This is a genomic window from Bdellovibrio sp. SBM16, assembly GCF_056175625.1.
Genome location: NZ_JBJKJG010000013.1, coordinates 1 through 16,360 on the forward strand (window position 1 = coordinate 1; position 16,360 = coordinate 16,360).

Annotated in this window: 17 protein-coding genes and 1 tRNA gene; 10 read left to right on the forward strand and 8 right to left on the reverse strand. The window is 44.7% G+C overall.

Annotation, left to right across the window (positions count from 1 at the left end; all coding sequences use genetic code 11):
• Window positions 1-153: 153 nt before the first annotated feature.
• Window positions 154-230: transfer RNA gene (locus tag AC04MM_RS13750), tRNA-Arg, on the reverse strand.
• Window positions 231-301: 71 nt separating this feature from the next.
• A complete protein-coding gene (locus AC04MM_RS13755; protein WP_475380952.1) occupies window positions 302-1,189 on the reverse strand; it encodes a hypothetical protein in 888 nt (295 codons plus the stop codon).
• A gap of 115 nt (window positions 1,190-1,304) precedes the next feature.
• On the opposite strand from AC04MM_RS13755, the gene AC04MM_RS13760 reads away from it, so the two are divergent.
• The 9 genes from AC04MM_RS13760 (at window position 1,305) to AC04MM_RS13800 (ending at window position 9,876) form a co-directional block, all read left to right on the forward strand.
• Window positions 1,305-2,486 (forward strand): hypothetical protein, encoded by a 1,182-nt coding sequence (locus tag AC04MM_RS13760; protein WP_475380953.1) that lies wholly within the window; start codon window positions 1,305-1,307, stop codon window positions 2,484-2,486.
• The gene (locus AC04MM_RS13765) at window positions 2,450-3,187 is read left to right on the forward strand and encodes a hypothetical protein (RefSeq protein ID WP_475380954.1); all 738 of its coding nucleotides are present in this window, start codon (window positions 2,450-2,452) and stop codon (window positions 3,185-3,187) included. Before AC04MM_RS13760 ends, AC04MM_RS13765 begins: the two co-directional genes overlap by 37 nt.
• Before the next feature lie 96 nt (window positions 3,188-3,283).
• A complete protein-coding gene (locus AC04MM_RS13770; protein ID WP_475380955.1) occupies window positions 3,284-4,858 on the forward strand; it encodes a hypothetical protein in 1,575 nt (524 codons plus the stop codon).
• A 21-nt stretch (window positions 4,859-4,879) separates the two neighbouring features.
• The gene (locus AC04MM_RS13775) at window positions 4,880-6,544 is read left to right on the forward strand and encodes a DUF1501 domain-containing protein (protein ID WP_475380956.1); all 1,665 of its coding nucleotides are present in this window, start codon (window positions 4,880-4,882) and stop codon (window positions 6,542-6,544) included.
• Window positions 6,537-7,280 carry a hypothetical protein gene (locus AC04MM_RS13780; protein ID WP_475380957.1) on the forward strand — a complete coding sequence of 248 codons (744 nt, stop codon included), beginning with the start codon at window positions 6,537-6,539 and terminating at the stop codon, window positions 7,278-7,280. The genes AC04MM_RS13775 and AC04MM_RS13780 overlap by 8 nt, the downstream gene beginning before the upstream one ends.
• Before the next feature lie 8 nt (window positions 7,281-7,288).
• Entirely contained in the window at window positions 7,289-7,870 is a 582-nt protein-coding gene (locus AC04MM_RS13785; protein WP_475380958.1) for a c-type cytochrome, read from the forward strand.
• On the forward strand, window positions 7,867-8,325 hold the full coding sequence (locus tag AC04MM_RS13790) for a hypothetical protein (protein WP_475380959.1): 459 nt from the start codon (window positions 7,867-7,869) through the stop codon (window positions 8,323-8,325). The genes AC04MM_RS13785 and AC04MM_RS13790 overlap by 4 nt, the downstream gene beginning before the upstream one ends.
• Entirely contained in the window at window positions 8,300-8,818 is a 519-nt protein-coding gene (locus AC04MM_RS13795) for a YceI family protein (RefSeq protein WP_475380960.1), read from the forward strand. Before AC04MM_RS13790 ends, AC04MM_RS13795 begins: the two co-directional genes overlap by 26 nt.
• A gap of 158 nt (window positions 8,819-8,976) precedes the next feature.
• Complete coding sequence (locus AC04MM_RS13800; protein WP_475380961.1) at window positions 8,977-9,876, forward strand: hypothetical protein; 900 nt, start codon at window positions 8,977-8,979, stop codon at window positions 9,874-9,876.
• Here the strand turns inward: AC04MM_RS13800 and AC04MM_RS13805 are convergent.
• From AC04MM_RS13805 to AC04MM_RS13825, 5 genes are read right to left on the reverse strand one after another with little or no spacing between them, the layout of a single operon-like run.
• Complete coding sequence (locus AC04MM_RS13805) at window positions 9,860-10,630, reverse strand: YihY/virulence factor BrkB family protein (RefSeq protein WP_475380962.1); 771 nt, start codon at window positions 10,628-10,630, stop codon at window positions 9,860-9,862. The two genes, AC04MM_RS13800 and AC04MM_RS13805, sit on opposite strands and share 17 nt — an antisense overlap.
• A gap of 29 nt (window positions 10,631-10,659) precedes the next feature.
• On the reverse strand, window positions 10,660-11,559 hold the full coding sequence (locus tag AC04MM_RS13810) for an MBL fold metallo-hydrolase (protein ID WP_475380963.1): 900 nt from the start codon (window positions 11,557-11,559) through the stop codon (window positions 10,660-10,662).
• Complete coding sequence (locus AC04MM_RS13815) at window positions 11,549-12,370, reverse strand: lysophospholipid acyltransferase family protein (protein WP_475380964.1); 822 nt, start codon at window positions 12,368-12,370, stop codon at window positions 11,549-11,551. Before AC04MM_RS13815 ends, AC04MM_RS13810 begins: the two co-directional genes overlap by 11 nt.
• A gap of 5 nt (window positions 12,371-12,375) precedes the next feature.
• Entirely contained in the window at window positions 12,376-13,311 is a 936-nt protein-coding gene (locus AC04MM_RS13820) for a phosphatidate cytidylyltransferase (protein ID WP_475380965.1), read from the reverse strand.
• Entirely contained in the window at window positions 13,304-14,644 is a 1,341-nt protein-coding gene (locus AC04MM_RS13825; RefSeq protein ID WP_475380966.1) for a sigma-54-dependent transcriptional regulator, read from the reverse strand. The genes AC04MM_RS13820 and AC04MM_RS13825 overlap by 8 nt, the downstream gene beginning before the upstream one ends.
• Before the next feature lie 27 nt (window positions 14,645-14,671).
• Here AC04MM_RS13825 and serA point away from each other — a divergent pair, with 27 nt between their 5' ends.
• Window positions 14,672-15,889 carry a phosphoglycerate dehydrogenase gene (gene serA / locus AC04MM_RS13830; RefSeq protein WP_475380967.1) on the forward strand — a complete coding sequence of 406 codons (1,218 nt, stop codon included), beginning with the start codon at window positions 14,672-14,674 and terminating at the stop codon, window positions 15,887-15,889.
• A gap of 25 nt (window positions 15,890-15,914) precedes the next feature.
• On the opposite strand, the gene AC04MM_RS13835 is transcribed toward serA, so the two are convergent.
• Window positions 15,915-16,322, reverse strand: a complete 408-nt coding sequence (locus tag AC04MM_RS13835) for a hypothetical protein (protein ID WP_475380968.1) — start codon at window positions 16,320-16,322, stop codon at window positions 15,915-15,917.
• Between the last annotated feature and the right edge of the window lie 38 nt (window positions 16,323-16,360).

The window sequence follows — 16,360 nt, forward strand, 5'->3', positions numbered from 1 at the left end:
TTATTGATTTTAAATACGTCTCTTAGTATTTGGATCAACACTTGGGAGCAGGTCACCCTGCCAAAGTCATTGCTTTAACAGATAAAAAGAAAGCCGCTATTGGAGCGGATTCTAATTCTAAATTGTTGGTTGAAAACTGCCTGTCGTATAAAATGGTGATTCCGGCACGATTCGAACGTGCGACCCTCTCCTTAGAAGGGAGATGCTCTATCCAGCTGAGCTACGGAACCCCCGGTCAATGAACTGATAGAAATTAGCAAATTCAGGGGTGATTGTTAAGTGCTTTTAAAAGTTCTGCAAATTATTTCACCACTTCGAGGGGCTGACCTAGGTTTAAGGCGCAAAACGCCTGGGTTTGATGCGCTAAAAAAGGCTGATTGCTATCAACCATCGGGTTTCCGGCCAGGTCAGTGAAGCGGGTTAAACTTGGACCTTCAAATTGTAAGGTTTTACGGATATCCAGCAAATAGGTAAAACGGTTGGCTAAAAGCTGGGTAAAAGGGTCTTTCAGACTTAAAGAAAAGTCGTAGTTTGAGGTGCCGGCCTTAGAAACCTCGGCGTAAAAGAAAAGTTCGCCGATATTTGGTGTCTGTTCTGACAGATCGACCGTCGTGGTAAGTGTGGTCGTGGTATCAGGCGTGGGCACTGCTAATAGCGAAGTGTCGTACTGAAAATTTAACAGCGGGGCACTGTCATACGGCACAGCCATCCGGCTTACGTTAAGCCGGCACTCGATGGATTTTACACTTGCCTGTAATTTAAAATTTAAAACATCCTTAAGTTCTCTTTCGCTAAGTAAAAACTCTTCGCCCAAAAAGAGCTGGTATTTGCCATTAGGGGTGAGCGGGATGCTGGTGGTTGCACAAGACAGGGTTTGGTAGCCTTCGTCGGTCGAGGTAAATAAAAGTACACCTTTTGCTCCGACCGGTAGATTTTCGCCATTACAGTTTAAACCGTCCTGTCCTTGGATATTGAGGTAGACGTTTTTGATCTCGCCTTTAAAAACTTTTTCAACCCGGACGCGCGCCTTGCCTTCGGATAAGGTGAGAGTTTCAACTTTTGCAACAATAACATTTTCTAACTGCGCTGCCTGTTGGGCGTTGGCAAAATCCGAGCAACTGCACGCTAATGATTCAAGTGCTGTAAGAAGAGTTAAAAGCAGAGTAATAAAACCAAGCCCTAATCGCATAATGAGCCTCCTTTTAGGTGGTGGCGACACCGTAGCAGAATCTTTACACCAGCAAACACTTAATGCCTCTTGTTAGCGGTTTACATTCATGACTCTGGTAATCATCATTTAAGAAATGCGTTTTTTACTTGTATCGATTTTTCTCTCGTTGTTCGGCATCTCTGAAGTTCAGGCTTATCCTGATTTTATCGGTTATGGTTACCGCAGCTGTCTGATCTGTCATGAATCAGGAACCGGCGGCGGAGCTTTAACAGACTACGGCCGTGGTGTTTTTTCATCTGAAATTGCGGCCAATCCCTTACGTAAGTGGATCAGTGATGATGAGGCTGCCGAAATTTCAAATTTTTTAGGACCGGTTGAGTTTCCGTTCTGGTTACGCATGGGGTTCAAATACCGTGCTCTAACCGTAGAAGCATCACCGGGGTCAGACCAGTCGCAAAAAATTCATTACAACATGCAGAACGATTTTAACTTAAATCTTTTTGCCAATGAAGCCCACACCATCGGTTTAATTACAACGTTTGGCTACGTTGAAAATCGCCGTGCCATTTATCCGCACAAAACCTTTAAAGAAGATTCATACACTTTTGTGCGCGAATATTTTCTTAAAATGCAGTTAGGTAAAGAGTTTTGGTTTAACCTTGGATTAATGGATAAAGCGTTCGGTATAAAGACTGCTAACCATACGGCTGTTAACCGTGCCCAGCAGGGCCTAGGGCAAAACGACCAGGTACATTCGGCGCAATTGCAGTGGGCCAGAAAAGATGAAGATTTATTTTTTCAATACTGGATCGGCAATCTTGGGGCTATTGAAGACGAGCGCCTGACCGGCGGAAGTTTTATGCTGGATAAAAAGTGGGGCGGCACCCATGCCTATGGCGTCAACCTGCTTTCAGAGAAAAAGAAAAGTCTAAAACGGGATATTTTTGCCCTTCATAACAAAATGGGGTTTTCGCACGGAAACTCTATATTGATGGAAGGCGGTTACCGCATTGAAGATATTTCGTTCGCGGCATCGGTGCAAAACAAGAAAAGTTACTACCTGTTTGCCCAGAATAATCTCAATATCACCCGCGGCTACTTTTTTACTTCGAGTATTGAACTGGCGAAAGTTTTATCTGACTCTACGAATTCCGATGCTAAGCCAGAAAACTTAAAATGGGATATTGGCTTACTGGCGTTTCCGTTACCTCGCATGGAATTAAGATTTTCGGGAATTAATCAAAAAACAGTCGGTGCTACCGAAGCGGTGAAAGATCAATGGGCAATACAATCACAAATACATTTATCGTTATAGTTTTTGTTTTCGGCACATTGTTTTCGTATGCCGCGGAAAACGAAGCCTATCTTGAGGCTGAAAAGCAGCGTAAGTTGTTAGAGAGCGCACCAGCGCAACCCAAACCAGATCCCCGCCTGGGAACGTCGCAAAGAAAGCGCATAGTTCGTGTCAAAAAAGTCATTCAGGAAGAAGTCGTTATTCCGAACGAGTTGAGTTTTAGTCTGGGTGGCACCGTTTGGGGTGAGCAGATTTTATTACAGACCGCTGACGGCCGTGAAGAAGAAGTTCAGGTTGATTACACCGGTGTTAAGTTCGGGGCGGGCTACGTCTATCGCTGGGATGGCGGCGGCTGGAACTTCGGTGTTGAATCCATGCTTTTACAAGGCGATGCCCAGACCCCAGGACAGGATATCGCCTATAAGGGTAAAACTGAACCGGTAACTCCGTTCTTTGCCTGGACGGGGCTCTATTTTTATCCGCAGGACAAAGTGAGCTTTGGTTTTGATGTCGGAGCTGTATTTTATAAAGTAAAATTAGAAGCTCCTACGTCAGTGGTGACGAGCTACGATTTTAAATACTCTAAAGTTGTTCAGCCGAGTGCTAAATTTCACTTAGCCTGGAGGCTGTCTGAAAGCACGATGTTTCAACAAGAGATATTCGTAACCCAGGAAACCGTCGACCGTGCCGGCTGGAGTGTTTCATTGGGATACATTTTCTAGTGCTCCATATTTTTGGGCTTACCATTTTGAGAAACTAATTTTGAAAACTATCAATTGGAAATAAATTTCCGATAAGCTTATTGCTGGGGGAAGTATATGACCAAAAATTGCATTTCTATTGCAAAGCTCTTTGCATTGGGATCGGTGGTGTTTAGTGCAACGGCGTCTTTTGCGCAAACAACTAAACTCAGTCAAGTCGAAATCTTTAACCGCTGTTACTTTAAGATCGTCAAGAATGTCGTACCGACTGCTGACGGAAGCTTAGGTAAAGCACTGCTTACGCAGGTAAGCCAGAAAAAGATGTCAGCGGCTGACGCCTGTACGGTTCTCTTAGAGCAGACCGAGTTTTTGGACCTGGGGCAAAAACGCGCCCGCAAGTATACTAGTTATCCAGCGTTAAGCGATCTTGAAAACAAGCAAGTTATCGCTACTTTTCATAATTTGCATAATACATTTTTCTCACAAAAAGATTTGCCTCTTAACACTGGCGCAAATGATCCCAACAATACAATTTTATTAAAAGACTTAGACGAACCGTCGTTGTATTTTACGCGGGCGCTGTTCGGTAAATCTGTAAAAGTAGAAACAGTTTTTACCAGCAATCAAAGTTTACGTGGTGTGCGTGAGGCGCCGAACGGCGCTTCAGTCAGCCGTTGGTTGGCCAAATCAGTTAACCCGGATTCTGTAAGCGTAGGTGTCGCAGATTCTAATTTTCGTTTAAATTACGGTACATCGGGCGTTAGTGCAACCTGGGGCGTAATCAATCTCGCCGATGATGAAATCGCTTCTTTCGGTAAGTTGGTCGGTGTTGAAGTTCCGAAGCCGATTATTGTTCCATCGGTAACTGCCACGACTTCACCACTGGCTTCGGCTACGATGCGAAATCAGGTGAACAGCTCTGTTACCTTGGCCCGTGAAAACGTGAACTTATTTGAACATCTGGGTGGGGGTATTCTTGGTTCTCAGATGTTTATGATGAAAAACACCAACATTGGCGCATCGCACATGGCCGGAACCAACAACGATCCAGATGGAATCATCGCACGCCGTGTTTCAAGCCGTGTTTTTGAGAATTTATTATGTCATCAGATGCCATCACTGGCTGAAAGTGACGTGCCAGCATCCGAAGTCCATCCGGATTCACCACATGGTTTCCGTTTAAGTAAATCATGCCAGCAATGCCATTATTCGTTAGATCCGATGGCGCATACGTTCAGAAACTTGTTATTCTATGGTACACGTCCTAATTCTAACGATGTAGAGGCGCGTAAGCTTGGTAACCGCGTAATGGGTTTTACCAAACTTAGAGAGGTTGCTGGTTCACAGGCCTTTGTTGTACAGCCACCAAAAGGGGCTTTGAACTACCGTACCCATGACAATAAGCTGGTGAAAAAACCGGTTAATAACATGAATGAGCTGGGATCAGAATTATCTAAAAGCCCGGATTTTTATCGTTGTATCGTAAAAAATTATTACAACTACTTTACCGGTTATGATGTCAATTTAACGACCCGTAACGTAGCGGATGATAACAATGAAGCCAAGTATTTCAGATACGAGGTTTATAAAATCGCAGCAGATCTGCAAAAAAATCAAAATATGACTTTAATGATTAAAGATATTCTAAAAAGTGCGGCATTTAGTAACCGCCAGTATGTTCCAGAGCAATAAACAAGGGTGATGGGGGAAAATATGATGGGGAACAATAAAAATCGTCGTGCGTTTTTAGCTGATGCCACCAAAAGCCTTGGGCTACTTGGGATGTCACCGTGGTTATCTAATTTTGTAGTTCAGACACTATCAACAGAAGTTCTGGCAAGCGGTGTAACTTCCGCAAACGGAACTGATAAGATTTATATTTTCATCGCCAGCCCGGGTGGCCCGCCACGCTGGTATTTTGATGCGCCGTTAACTCCGACCGGAAAAATGTCTGAGTTCAGTCATACCGGAATGGGAACCTTTATCGGTATGGACGGTGTTAAGCCCGTTGTAACTTATAAAACCTGGCAAGATCCGGTCAGTAAGTACCATCTGCCTCCGGTGTGGGGAAGTAATCCTGCCGGCGGAAGTTTCAAAAACTGTTTAGCAAATGCGATGTTTTTTCGCGGTATCGATGCCGAAATCAACAGTCATGAATTATGCCGTTACCGAAATTTATCGCCGATAATCGGTGGTATTTCCGTTGCTGGTCTGATCGCCCAAAAAACACAAACTCCGTTTCCGGCAGCGTCGGCGGGAAGCATCGGCACTTCATTTAAGGCTGAAAAACCACTTTCACCGGTAGCTTTAAATTACACTGTCAGCTCGACAGTCAATCCGGTTAAAACGGTCATGAGCTACTTCTCAGGACAGGCCCCGGTGGATAATTTAGCCGTCAAACAAGTTTTATCAGAATTCGATAAGTATGCTGAAGCTAATGGATTTCGCCAGACGGCTTTAAGTGAAGCTAAAGACAGATCTGATGGTCTGGTTAAGCAAGGTGTTGCGGCTTTTAACGAGAAGTGGCAACCGACATATGATAAGTATTTAATAAAAGTTAAAGAGGCCATGGGTAGCAATAATACCGGCCTTTTCTTGGATTCAAAACAAATCCGACAACCAGCTATGGTTGACGGAAAACCGGACATCCGCACCCGCCGTGATAACACCAACGGATTTTTAACGACCGGTGCAAATGCTCTCGACGATTTAAAAAACATGATCGATCAGGAAAAAACAACGTTAGCAAGCTTAGCTGCTACCTTTGCCACAATCGAAATTCTGGTGACCATGGGTTTAACCCAGGTTGTGACCACGGATATCAGAACCTGCCCGTCGAACATGATCATGGGTAAGGACGGGGCTATGTTTAACTTAACAGAAGACCAGCACAGTGTCGGTAGTTTGGTTTCTGTAATCGGGACAACTTACGGCTGGCGCGCCGTTTTAAGCTGTACGGAAGAGTTAGTCGAAACTTTAAAAGAGGTCGGCTTATTTGATAAGACCTTGATCCACTTCGGTTCTGAATTTAGCCGCAACGTTCGTATTGACGGTTCGGGTTCAGATCATGGATTTAAAGGTGCGTCGTCATTGATGATTTCAGGCATGATCAAAAAAACCGGGGTTATCGGCAATACCAAAACAGATACCGGTTCATATGCAGGTACCTGGGGCTTAGCCGCTCCACATCCGGCCGTTACGACTTCAGCCGAAGTGCGTGCGATTCAGATTAAAGATGTGGCTCTGACTGCTTGTAGTCTGCTGGGTATTAACGGCATGAATAAAATCACAAATAACGGATTCGGATTATTAAAAAATAACGGCGATGGAACTTACGAGTTACCAACCGGTAGCGCAGGGGAGGCTAAAAATGTTTAGAACAAAAACAGCTCGACTTGTCGTAGCAGCGTCTTCTTTCATGGTGATGGTCAGCTTCCAGAACTGTTCGGTTCAGGAAAAAGGTGAACAGAATGTGATTAGCACGATTTCCGGCGCTAAAGAAATCGATCAATCACATGCAGACATGACCCATGATCCGGACAGTATTCCATCTAAGCCAAAACCGGCCGTTGAAGTTTCGGTGTCAACCATGGATCGCACGATGATTTATGCCGTACTTACGGATACCTTTGGCCCAAGTTCGATGGCCATTCCGTCTATTAATATTTTACGTTCGGAGCGTGATATCTTGGGCGGTCCTTGCTCGATGTACGAAAACTTTAGATCGAAAAACGCAAAAGGTGATATTGCTACCGATCCTTATTCTGAGAACTGCAGCCATTCGACTGCAGCAAACCGTTTAGGAGCGCCATTGCATGCATCAGCCAACGTGTTACAACAAGCACGTATCAATGATGCGTGTCGTGCAGCGGTCGGCAATGCGAATGCATTTAACTATGTTTCAGCCCGCATCGGGGGTACGGCCACGGCCTTACCGCAGAACACTTCTGACAATGTGTTAAAACTTTTCCGTCTTTTTTACCGCGGCAAACCTGAACCGGATGATTCGTTAGTGACAAGCTTGCGAACCTTGGTCGGTTCTCCGGTATCAGCTGACGGCTGGAAAGCAGCGATTCTTACAACTTGTGTTTCAAGTCACTGGCAGGCTCTATGATGATTATTATGCGAAGAAGTATTCTGATATTTTTAATGATGGCTTGTGCGGGCGTGGTAAACGCCCAGCAGGTTGTTCCGCTTTTTCGCAATAATACGATGCGAACTTCAATTACTATTCCGTTTATGCTTCAGGATAACAATGAAAACGGCATGCCGATCATGGACGTTGAAGTCACAAGTTCAGCGGCTAACTGTAAAGCCATGCTTGACCCGCATATTACGACTAATTTTCTGGTCAAGTGCACCCAGCCTGAAAGTGCACTCAAGATTACCGTAGTCTACCGAAACACCGACGGTAATATTTATAAAATCAATTACACCGGTGTACCAATCATTAAACTTTCCGAAACAGCCACGGTTGTGGATACGGTGATTGAAGATACCGGCACGGATAACCTGGGAAAAACTCTGTACAATCAGAACTGCGCTGACTGCCACGGCTACGGTGCCAACAGTGCTAAAAAAGGCCGTACTAAAACACAAATCGACAATGCGATCAGTGCGAATAAAGGCGGAATGCTGACGGCGGTAGGATTTTTAACCAGCACCCAGCGTGCTGAAATTGCGAAATACTTGGGATCGTTATGAGTAAAAATCGCCTGAAAAAAATTATTCCGGCTCTCGGGTTAATGTTATTAACACTTTTTCAGTTTCAGAACTGTGCAAAAAAAGAATTTGCCTTCGAAGATTCATTGGTTGGTCTTACGATGGATTTTTTCGAATACCGCTACGAAAAAGCTACCCCGATTTATTTTGAAATGCAGATTCTGCAAAACGCGGAAGATACCGGCTTTATTAAATATGATATTAAAGCGGTCGCTGCGCCGTCTGATGGTTCGCAGGAAGCTCTTGATTATCAGATTCAGGTTGTCTTAACTGATAATTCAGTGTGGCAGACCTTTACTGGCCAGTTGGCAGCAGGTTTAACATTGATTGAACATGATATTACATTACCAAAAGCAACAAAGATAGGCTCTGTTGTTATGAAAGTTAAGAAGAGTTCTGGAGGGGACTGGCATGTTTACACTAAAAAATACAACTAGATTGGCACTTTTAATCGCAGCGTGTGCTTCAATTTTATCGGTTAATCAATCTGCTTTCGCTGGCACGGTCGAGGCCGCTGTAACGGTAAATCCGGTTGGTGATTTTACCGCTGAATTTAAAGATATTGATGGTTATGCTTACTCTGACGGGGATGGCTTTAAAGCAGATGCTTTTTCGATTCCCTGGTCTAAGATTTCAACCGGCATGAGTGTGCGTGATAAACACGCCAAAGAATATTTTAACGCCGATAAACACCCGAATATCGAAGTTGTTTCCGCTTTAGGTAAAGGCGGTAAGGGCGTTGCCAAAATCAAAATGAACGGCGAAGAGCAAATCGTTCGCGGTACGTATACTAAAGACGGCAATAACATCGTGGCCGAATTTCCGGTGATTTTATCTAAGTTTAAAGTGACCAACGTTAGCTTTAAAGGTGCTGGCGTGCAGGACGAAGTCAAAGTAAAAGTCACTGTGCCAATCAAGGCAAAAAAGTAATCTCATTTTGAGACGCAGTCGGGCCTGGATGTCAAAAGGCCTGACAGGTGTTGAGTCACAACTTACACCTGTTTCATCCCGCCACAATCACATCAGATAAAACAGTTATAACCAGGCACAAGATTCGCTTTATATCTTCTTCGGGTGGGGGAAATGATATGAAGCATTTATTATTCGTAGGTCTGATCTTAGCGGCAGTAATTGCCAACGCACATCAACAATTCACAGCCGAAGTTGTAGAAGATGATCCAAACCTTGAAATAGTCATAAAAGATTCCGCCAGCGAAGCACAGGCGGTCGAAGATTGCGGCTCTGAATGCCGTAACGGTGGTAAAAACCGAATCGCAGCCAGAGGAAACATTGCCAGCATCGAAGAAACCGCAGATCACTTACAAGATATGAACGCCTCTGAATGGGGTAACGCCTGTCGAGAGTTTGTGGATAACGGAGATATCGGCACACACGGTGAAACAGTTCGTAGCGAAATCATGAAACCGGGTGCTTATCAATACATTAAACGTGGTGATTCTGACTTAGCAAGAATTTGCCCGAATTATCCAAGAATGAACGACAGCAGCAAAGCCAATGTGATCCTTTTAATTCTGACCGCAATGGCATTTGAAGAAAGTACCTGTAATAACTCAGCATCTGCACGCGGCCCAAATGGTACGGCCCATGGATTTTTTCAGTTACACTTAGGCCGCGAAGCCAGTTACGCCGGTCAAGGTGGCGATAGTTGTAAAAACTATGACAGCCGCACTCCAGAGGGAAGTATCCGTTGTGCGCTAGAAACGATTAATAGACAGATGAGTGAGGGCCCGATGTTTCGTCAAGAGAGCAACTACTGGGATGTGTTAAGACCACAGCGCTGGAGCTCGAAAAGAAAATCTTACTTTCCGAACCCGTCGTATACAGAGATCAGAGAAGCGATTGCTGACTTTGAACCATGCACAGAAAGAACAAGCTCATCGCAGCGACCTTCAAATCTTAAAGAGCAGTTTCACCGCGTAATGGATAAACGCTTTAAGAAAAAAGAAACCATCAGTTACGAGATTTAAAATACCGTTGTTGCAGGAAGGCGCACAGTGATGCGCCTGACAGCACGATACACCAGACCACAAGCAGCCAGAGCATAAAAATCGGAAACGAAGCCAGTGAGCCGTAAATTTTGTTCTGGCGAAATACTTTGAGTGAGATCCATAAAAACGAACTCTGCACCAGCGAAATCCCAAATGCTGCAATTACCGCACAGATAAAACTTGCACGCTTAGACACCTTGGTATCCGGAATAACCGTATATAAAATCCATAATGCAAATGCGATCACAAATCCGAATAAAAACTGCTGATGAATGGTGTTACCCAGTTTCTCGATGATTTTTACCGAGCGTAAGCCGATAAATCCGGCAAGCAGCGCTGGCAAACTGATCAATACAATCGAGTGCAGCCACATTCTCTGGATAAACGGCTTGCGCGGCTTAAGGCGCCATAAGTGGTGAAAAGCCGTATCAATATTGCGAAACAGACCCACCGTGGTAAACACCAGAAAAATCACCCCGGTATACCCCAGGGTTTTGCTCTGAATTTTGGTGACTGAGGTTTTTAAATACTGGGTCACAGTGTTGCCGGTTGCTTCCTTTAAATACGACATCAGTAAACTCTCAACCTGCGGATAGAGTTTTTCTAATTCGCCGACCGATTGGAAGACCGCTAAAATCACCACTAAAAAAGGAATAACCGCAAACAGGGTTGAATACGAAAGGCTGGCCGCTGCAAAACGGATTTCGGTAAACTCATCCGAGAGCTTACGCAAAAAAGTTTTGGTATTGCTAAAAGCAGCTTTTACTCCAGCCAGAAGCGTTCCTTTACTTTAAATTCGGCTTTGTCCGGTTCGACAGTAGCCACATCGCAGTACGGATCATGTTCAAAAAAGAAATAAGTTTTTTTATCTAAAGACGATTTTAGCAGTTCAGCTTTTTCTTCGATAACGGTCAGTGGATGTAAATCGTAACCCATCACCCAGGCGCTACGCACATGGCTTGAGGTGGCAATCACATCACCGCAGTAAATTAACTTCTGTGTTTCATCCTCAACGATCACCACCTGTTGCCCGGTCGTGTGGCCGTTAGAAACCCAGACTGAAATATTCGGTAACAGGTCTTTGCGATGGCCATTAACCAGCGTAAGTTTTCCGGCGGCAAGCAGCGGTTCGAAGTTAGGGCTTAAGTAGCTGGCTTTTTCGCGCACGTTTGGGGTTTGCGCGGTTTTTAAATTCTCGCTTTGTACATAGTATTTAGCGTTCGCAAAAGTCGGCACGATCTGGCCGTTAACGGCACAGGTTGCGCCACCGGCGTGGTCAAAGTGCAGATGGGTCAGGATCACGTCGGTAATATCAGAAAATTTAAGCCCGTAGGCAGCTAATGATTTTTCCAATGACGGCCCAGACCGGTCGATACTGTAGAGTTCAGAAAACTTGGCGCCTAATTTATCACCGTATTTGGCGATAAAATCACCGCCGTTACCGGTATCGATTAATACATTGCGGTCTTTCGATTTAAGTAACAGGGCACGCGCTTCCATCTGGATACGGTTGTTTTCATCAGCGGGATTGGTTTTTTCCCACAGTGTTTTCGGAACTGTGCCAAACATGGCGCCGCCATCAAGAGCAAATAGTCCGGTCGGTAAGGGGATAACCTCGTAGCCGCCAATGTTTAAATGAATTTTTGCGTGATCACCCTTCATTTTCAGAGCCCTCTTCCGTGGTTGTTAACTCTTGCAGAGTTTGGTCGCTGATATCCCGTGGTGTTTCGTCTGAATCATCTGTTAAATCTTCAGGAACAATCGATGGATCAATGGTCTTAACCCATTCGATGTAATTTTTCTGTACGATTTCAATATTGGTTGGTTCTTGCACCGGACCGATGTGCACGGTTAACTTTCCCGGGCGGGCAAAGATCGCCCCTTTAGGCCACAATTTTAAGTTACCTTCGATATATAAAAATAAAATCGGTGTTTTGGTTTTTTCGGCAAAGATACTGATGCCGCGTTTGAATTCCTGCAGTTTGCCGTCTTTCGAACGGGTGCCTTCCGGAAATATAATTAACCACATGCGGTCTAATTCTTTTAACAGGGTTAAAATCAGATTAACCGCTTCGCCCTTGCGGTCTTTACGGTCGATCGGAATAGCCCCTAAACAGTTGGCCGAAAAAAATGTAAACAGCGGGTTTCTGAAAAAATAATCTTTTGCCGCAGCAATATATAAATCAAACCAGTGTTTGCGCGGAATACTCGCGGCAATCGAGGTCGCATCTAAGTGCGAGGCGTGATTTGAGATAATAATTAATTTTTTGTGTTTGGCATACAGCTCGTCGAAGTTTCCGCCCTTTACCGAGAGACGGATGTACATGGTGTAAAACCATTTTTTTAAAAGGATAAACCAGATAAAACGAACAACTTTACTGGTTAGATCATAGTGGTGCGTAAACAGCGGCAGATGTTTTAGGTGCCCCGGAAGCTTTGTCCACTGATCGTTATCGTAGTTCCACTCGCGCATAGGACTTACTCCAGGCTCTTAAGAGCAAGCATGACGAAGTAAAAAATCGGAGCTACGAAAATCAGGCGGTCCATGCGCTGTAAAAAATCACCACGGCCTAAAACAAAAGCGCCGACGGTTTTGACCCCGGCATCTTTTCGAAATACGGCCATCACTAAATCGCCGACCACACCGCCGAACGAAGCCACCAGGCCCGAAGCCAGCCAGTATTTTTCGCCGCGGTCAGGAAGCAAGTGGCGCATACCGTAAGCCAACAATACGGTCATGATAATTGATACTACCGTGCTCATCACCGTACGGCGCTGAGAGATCTCGGCAAATATCTTTTCGCCGCGGAAGTAGCCGCTGATCGCTAAATTCGTATTATCGCAGAACTCAGTCAGGATAACCAGGTACATCAACTGGTAAATACCGTTTTCAAAATTTAATAACAATGCCAGGTGCATGAACGACCAGCCCAAGAAGATAAAACCCAATAGCGCAAGCGAAATGTACTGGATCATGTGCTTGTATTCACGCTGGATCAGAGGAACTAAGCACAACATCCCCAAGACGATCATCGGCATAGAGTTGTAAGTGACTAAGTTATCGTAATACGAACACGCCGCCAGCCCCAAGATGCCGGCGTAGGCGATGTAGACAAAAGCACTTTTATGAAAGATGCCCATGATCTGAAAATAGGCTTTGGCGCCGAAGATCGCAAACAGTGTAAGGGCCACGAACGGAATCGGGTACGGTAAACCTAAAAGTCCGAACATGATCGGGGCAAAGATCAACCAGCTTTTAATCGAGGCCCAAGCCACCATCGAGTAGTTGTTTTTCTTGCGAAGCAAGAAATTAATTATGCCGGCAACAAAGATCACTGCTAAGACGATGAAAGCTGTCTGTTGGTAAATCGGGCTGTGCCAGGCTGTAAAATCTGATTGAATGGGGTTACTCATAAACTATTCCGTAGTCTTTAATTTTTTTATACAGGCTTGATTTAGAAATCTGTAACGACTGGCAAGCCTGATCAATATTGTTGTTCTGTTTTAAAAATAAGGTAATAAACTTTTTTTCCTGAGCGTTAATAAACTCTTCCAGGCTTTGATCAAGTTTAATCGTTTCGCTGGGTTCAGACGTGCCGGTCTTAAAAAGCAGCTGGTTAACATCTTCTTTGCGCACCACCGGTAGCGGTGAGGTCAGCATCAGCTGTTCACAGACGCGCTTTAATTCGCGGATGTTTCCGGGCCAGTTGTAAGCCTGCAGGGCTTCGAACGCTTCGCTATCAAACTGCTTGTTGCGCTTTGATTTTTCTTTTTCAAGAAAAAATTTAGCCACCTCTGGAATATCACTCTTGCGCTCTTTTAAAGCCGGTAAGCTGATTTTATGCGCTGATATCCTGAAATACAGATCTTCACGAAATTTTTTCTCAGCGATCAGTTCTTTAAGCGGCTGATTGCTCGCTGCGACCACGCGCACGTCGACATGAAACGATTCTTTCGCGCCGACACGTTTAACTTCGCCGGTTTCCAGAAAACGTAAAAGTTTTGCCTGCTGGCTTAACGGCAGGGCTTCGATTTCATCTAAGAACAAATCTCCGCCGTTAGCAGCTTCGCATAAGCCCACTTTGTTCTGGTCAGCGCCGGTAAATGAGCCTTTCAGGTGACCGAAGAATTCAGATTCAAAAAGGTTTTCAGGAATTCCGGCGCAGTTGATCGCGACAAAGGGTTTAGCGCCTTCTTGTTGTGCCAGAAGTCTCGCGACGACATCTTTACCGGTTCCGGTTTCACCTTCGATAAGTACCGAGCTGCGTTCGCCTTTAAGTGAAGCTATAGTTTTTCTGACTTGCTCCATTGCCGGCGAGTTTCCGACTAACGTACTTTTTTTGTGATTTGAGTAATCGATCTGACGAAGCTGCCAATAAGCTAAGATCTTTTCCAGGATCATGGTGACTTCGGTGGCGATCAAAGGTTTTGCCAAAAAGCGGGAAGCACCGGATTTAATCGCCATCTCCATGTTTTGGCGGTTTAAATCACCGGACATTGAAACAACTTCGGTCTGCGGATTTTTCTTAAGGATTTGTGAGATGACCTGTGGGCCATCAGGCGTTTCGCCGACTTTAGAAAGGATATGCATGTCGACCATCGCCGCATGATAGAACACATGATCGGGGATCAGGTCGGGTTTGGTGGCGATAAAAACTTTAAAGCCTGTCGGAGCCATCAGCTTTACAGAATTAGCAAGCATTGCATCATCATCAACGATCAGTAAATTAAGTAAATCAGTAGACATTGCCTTATTCTATTCTAGAATAATTGCATGTCAAAAATTAAAATTTTACTTGCTGAAGCCATCCATCCCGTAGCCCAACAAAAATTGCAGGCTGAAGGGTATGCGGTTGACTTAATCAAACACGCGCCCTCAGAAGACGAATATTTAAAACTGCTTCCGCAGTACCAAGTCTTAGGCATTCGTTCTAAGTCAGAATTGACAGCTAAAGTTTTAAAACAAAATCCGCATTTGCTGGCTATTGGGGCGTTTTGTATTGGCACCAATCAAATCGATCTAGCCACGGCAACTGAAGTCGGTATTCCGGCCTTCAATGCGCCTCACAGCAATACTCGCTCGGTGGCAGAACTTGTGGTGGCCGAGATGATCGCACTTTCTCGTCAGCTCTGTGATCGCAGTGCCATGGCACATCGTGGTGAATGGGTGAAGTCGGCCGATGGCTCACGTGAAGTGCGCGGTAAAACTTTGGGAATTATCGGCTACGGGCATATCGGCAGTCAGCTAAGTATTTTAGCTGAAGCAATCGGCATGCGTGTTATATTTTATGATGTGGTTAAAAAATTACCCCTCGGAAACGCACAACCGAATACCAAACTGGATGATTTGTTGGCGGCAGCAGATTTTATCAGCTTGCATGTGCCCGAGACTCCAGAAACGAAGAATATGATTTCCAAAGAGCAGCTTTTTAAAATGAAAAAAGGCAGTTTTTTAATCAATGCTTCGCGTGGCACAGTGGTCAACATTGATGATTTGGTCTTAGCTTTAAAAGAAAATCATTTAGGCGGATGTGCGATCGACGTTTTTCCGGTTGAGCCTTCATCGAACAAAGAATCATTTAAATCTGATTTGCAGAATTTAAAAAATGTCATCCTGACTCCGCATATCGGCGGCAGCACCGAAGAAGCACAGTACGCTATCGGTTTAGAAGTGGCTGAAAGTTTTCGTAAGTTTTTGACGACCGGGACAACGGCCGGTGCCGTGAATTTTCCCAATGTGGATTTAGTGGCAAAAACCAATGTCACCCGCATTATGAATGTGCACAAAAATGAACCCGGGGTGTTAGGGGAACTGAACGGTTATATCTCTGAAGCCGGCGCCAATATTCAGGCGCAGTACTTATCAACCGATGCAAAAATTGGTTACCTAGTGGTGGATTTAGAAATGGATAAAGCTAAACTGTCGGTGTCTCAGTTGATTGATAAGATCCAAAAATCCACCCGCAATATTAAAACCCATCAGTTGTTTTAGGCCTGCGTAAAAAAGCGATTTTTGATCATTCAGTGCCGTAGGCTTCAGAGTACGTATTTACCGGCGGCTTTTTAACCTGCACCTTTACTACGGTCACACAGTGCGGACAGGTCACTTGATAGTCTTCAGTTAAAACAGCATTTCTAAGTTTGATGGTGTCTTGGCAGTGCGGGCAGGTGATTTTACCGTGAAACACTTCGTATTGCGCGCGCTCGACTTTTAAAGCGACGTAAACCCCGATTAAAAAGAAAAACGGCACAAAGAACACGTTGTACACGGGAATAAAAAAAGTGAGCAGAGCCAAACCCCAGTAGAGTCCTAATTTTTTAACGACATACCACGCGTGCTGAGCTGTCGTAATACGATGTACACGCAGTTGGGTAGTCACCGGTTGGTCACTTGGTGTATAGGCGTTTATTAAAACATTTTGCATACATTACCTCCCGTACCTGGTCTTTATTTTACCAGCTC

Excerpts from the sequence above, each read along its gene's own strand:
- AC04MM_RS13755 (WP_475380952.1), bottom strand. The coding sequence starts at position 1,189 with ATGCGATTAGGGCTTGGTTTTATTACTCTGCTTTTAACTCTTCTTACA.
- AC04MM_RS13760 (WP_475380953.1), top strand. The coding sequence starts at position 1,305 with ATGCGTTTTTTACTTGTATCGATTTTTCTCTCGTTGTTCGGCATCTCT.
- AC04MM_RS13765 (WP_475380954.1), top strand. The coding sequence starts at position 2,450 with ATGGGCAATACAATCACAAATACATTTATCGTTATAGTTTTTGTTTTC.
- AC04MM_RS13770 (WP_475380955.1), top strand. The coding sequence starts at position 3,284 with ATGACCAAAAATTGCATTTCTATTGCAAAGCTCTTTGCATTGGGATCG.
- AC04MM_RS13775 (WP_475380956.1), top strand. The coding sequence starts at position 4,880 with ATGATGGGGAACAATAAAAATCGTCGTGCGTTTTTAGCTGATGCCACC.
- AC04MM_RS13780 (WP_475380957.1), top strand. The coding sequence starts at position 6,537 with ATGTTTAGAACAAAAACAGCTCGACTTGTCGTAGCAGCGTCTTCTTTC.
- AC04MM_RS13785 (WP_475380958.1), top strand. The coding sequence starts at position 7,289 with ATGCGAAGAAGTATTCTGATATTTTTAATGATGGCTTGTGCGGGCGTG.
- AC04MM_RS13790 (WP_475380959.1), top strand. The coding sequence starts at position 7,867 with ATGAGTAAAAATCGCCTGAAAAAAATTATTCCGGCTCTCGGGTTAATG.
- AC04MM_RS13795 (WP_475380960.1), top strand. The coding sequence starts at position 8,300 with ATGTTTACACTAAAAAATACAACTAGATTGGCACTTTTAATCGCAGCG.
- AC04MM_RS13800 (WP_475380961.1), top strand. The coding sequence starts at position 8,977 with ATGAAGCATTTATTATTCGTAGGTCTGATCTTAGCGGCAGTAATTGCC.
- AC04MM_RS13810 (WP_475380963.1), bottom strand. The coding sequence starts at position 11,559 with ATGAAGGGTGATCACGCAAAAATTCATTTAAACATTGGCGGCTACGAG.
- AC04MM_RS13815 (WP_475380964.1), bottom strand. The coding sequence starts at position 12,370 with ATGCGCGAGTGGAACTACGATAACGATCAGTGGACAAAGCTTCCGGGG.
- AC04MM_RS13820 (WP_475380965.1), bottom strand. The coding sequence starts at position 13,311 with ATGAGTAACCCCATTCAATCAGATTTTACAGCCTGGCACAGCCCGATT.
- AC04MM_RS13825 (WP_475380966.1), bottom strand. The coding sequence starts at position 14,644 with ATGTCTACTGATTTACTTAATTTACTGATCGTTGATGATGATGCAATG.
- serA (WP_475380967.1), top strand. The coding sequence starts at position 14,672 with ATGTCAAAAATTAAAATTTTACTTGCTGAAGCCATCCATCCCGTAGCC.
- AC04MM_RS13835 (WP_475380968.1), bottom strand. The coding sequence starts at position 16,322 with ATGCAAAATGTTTTAATAAACGCCTATACACCAAGTGACCAACCGGTG.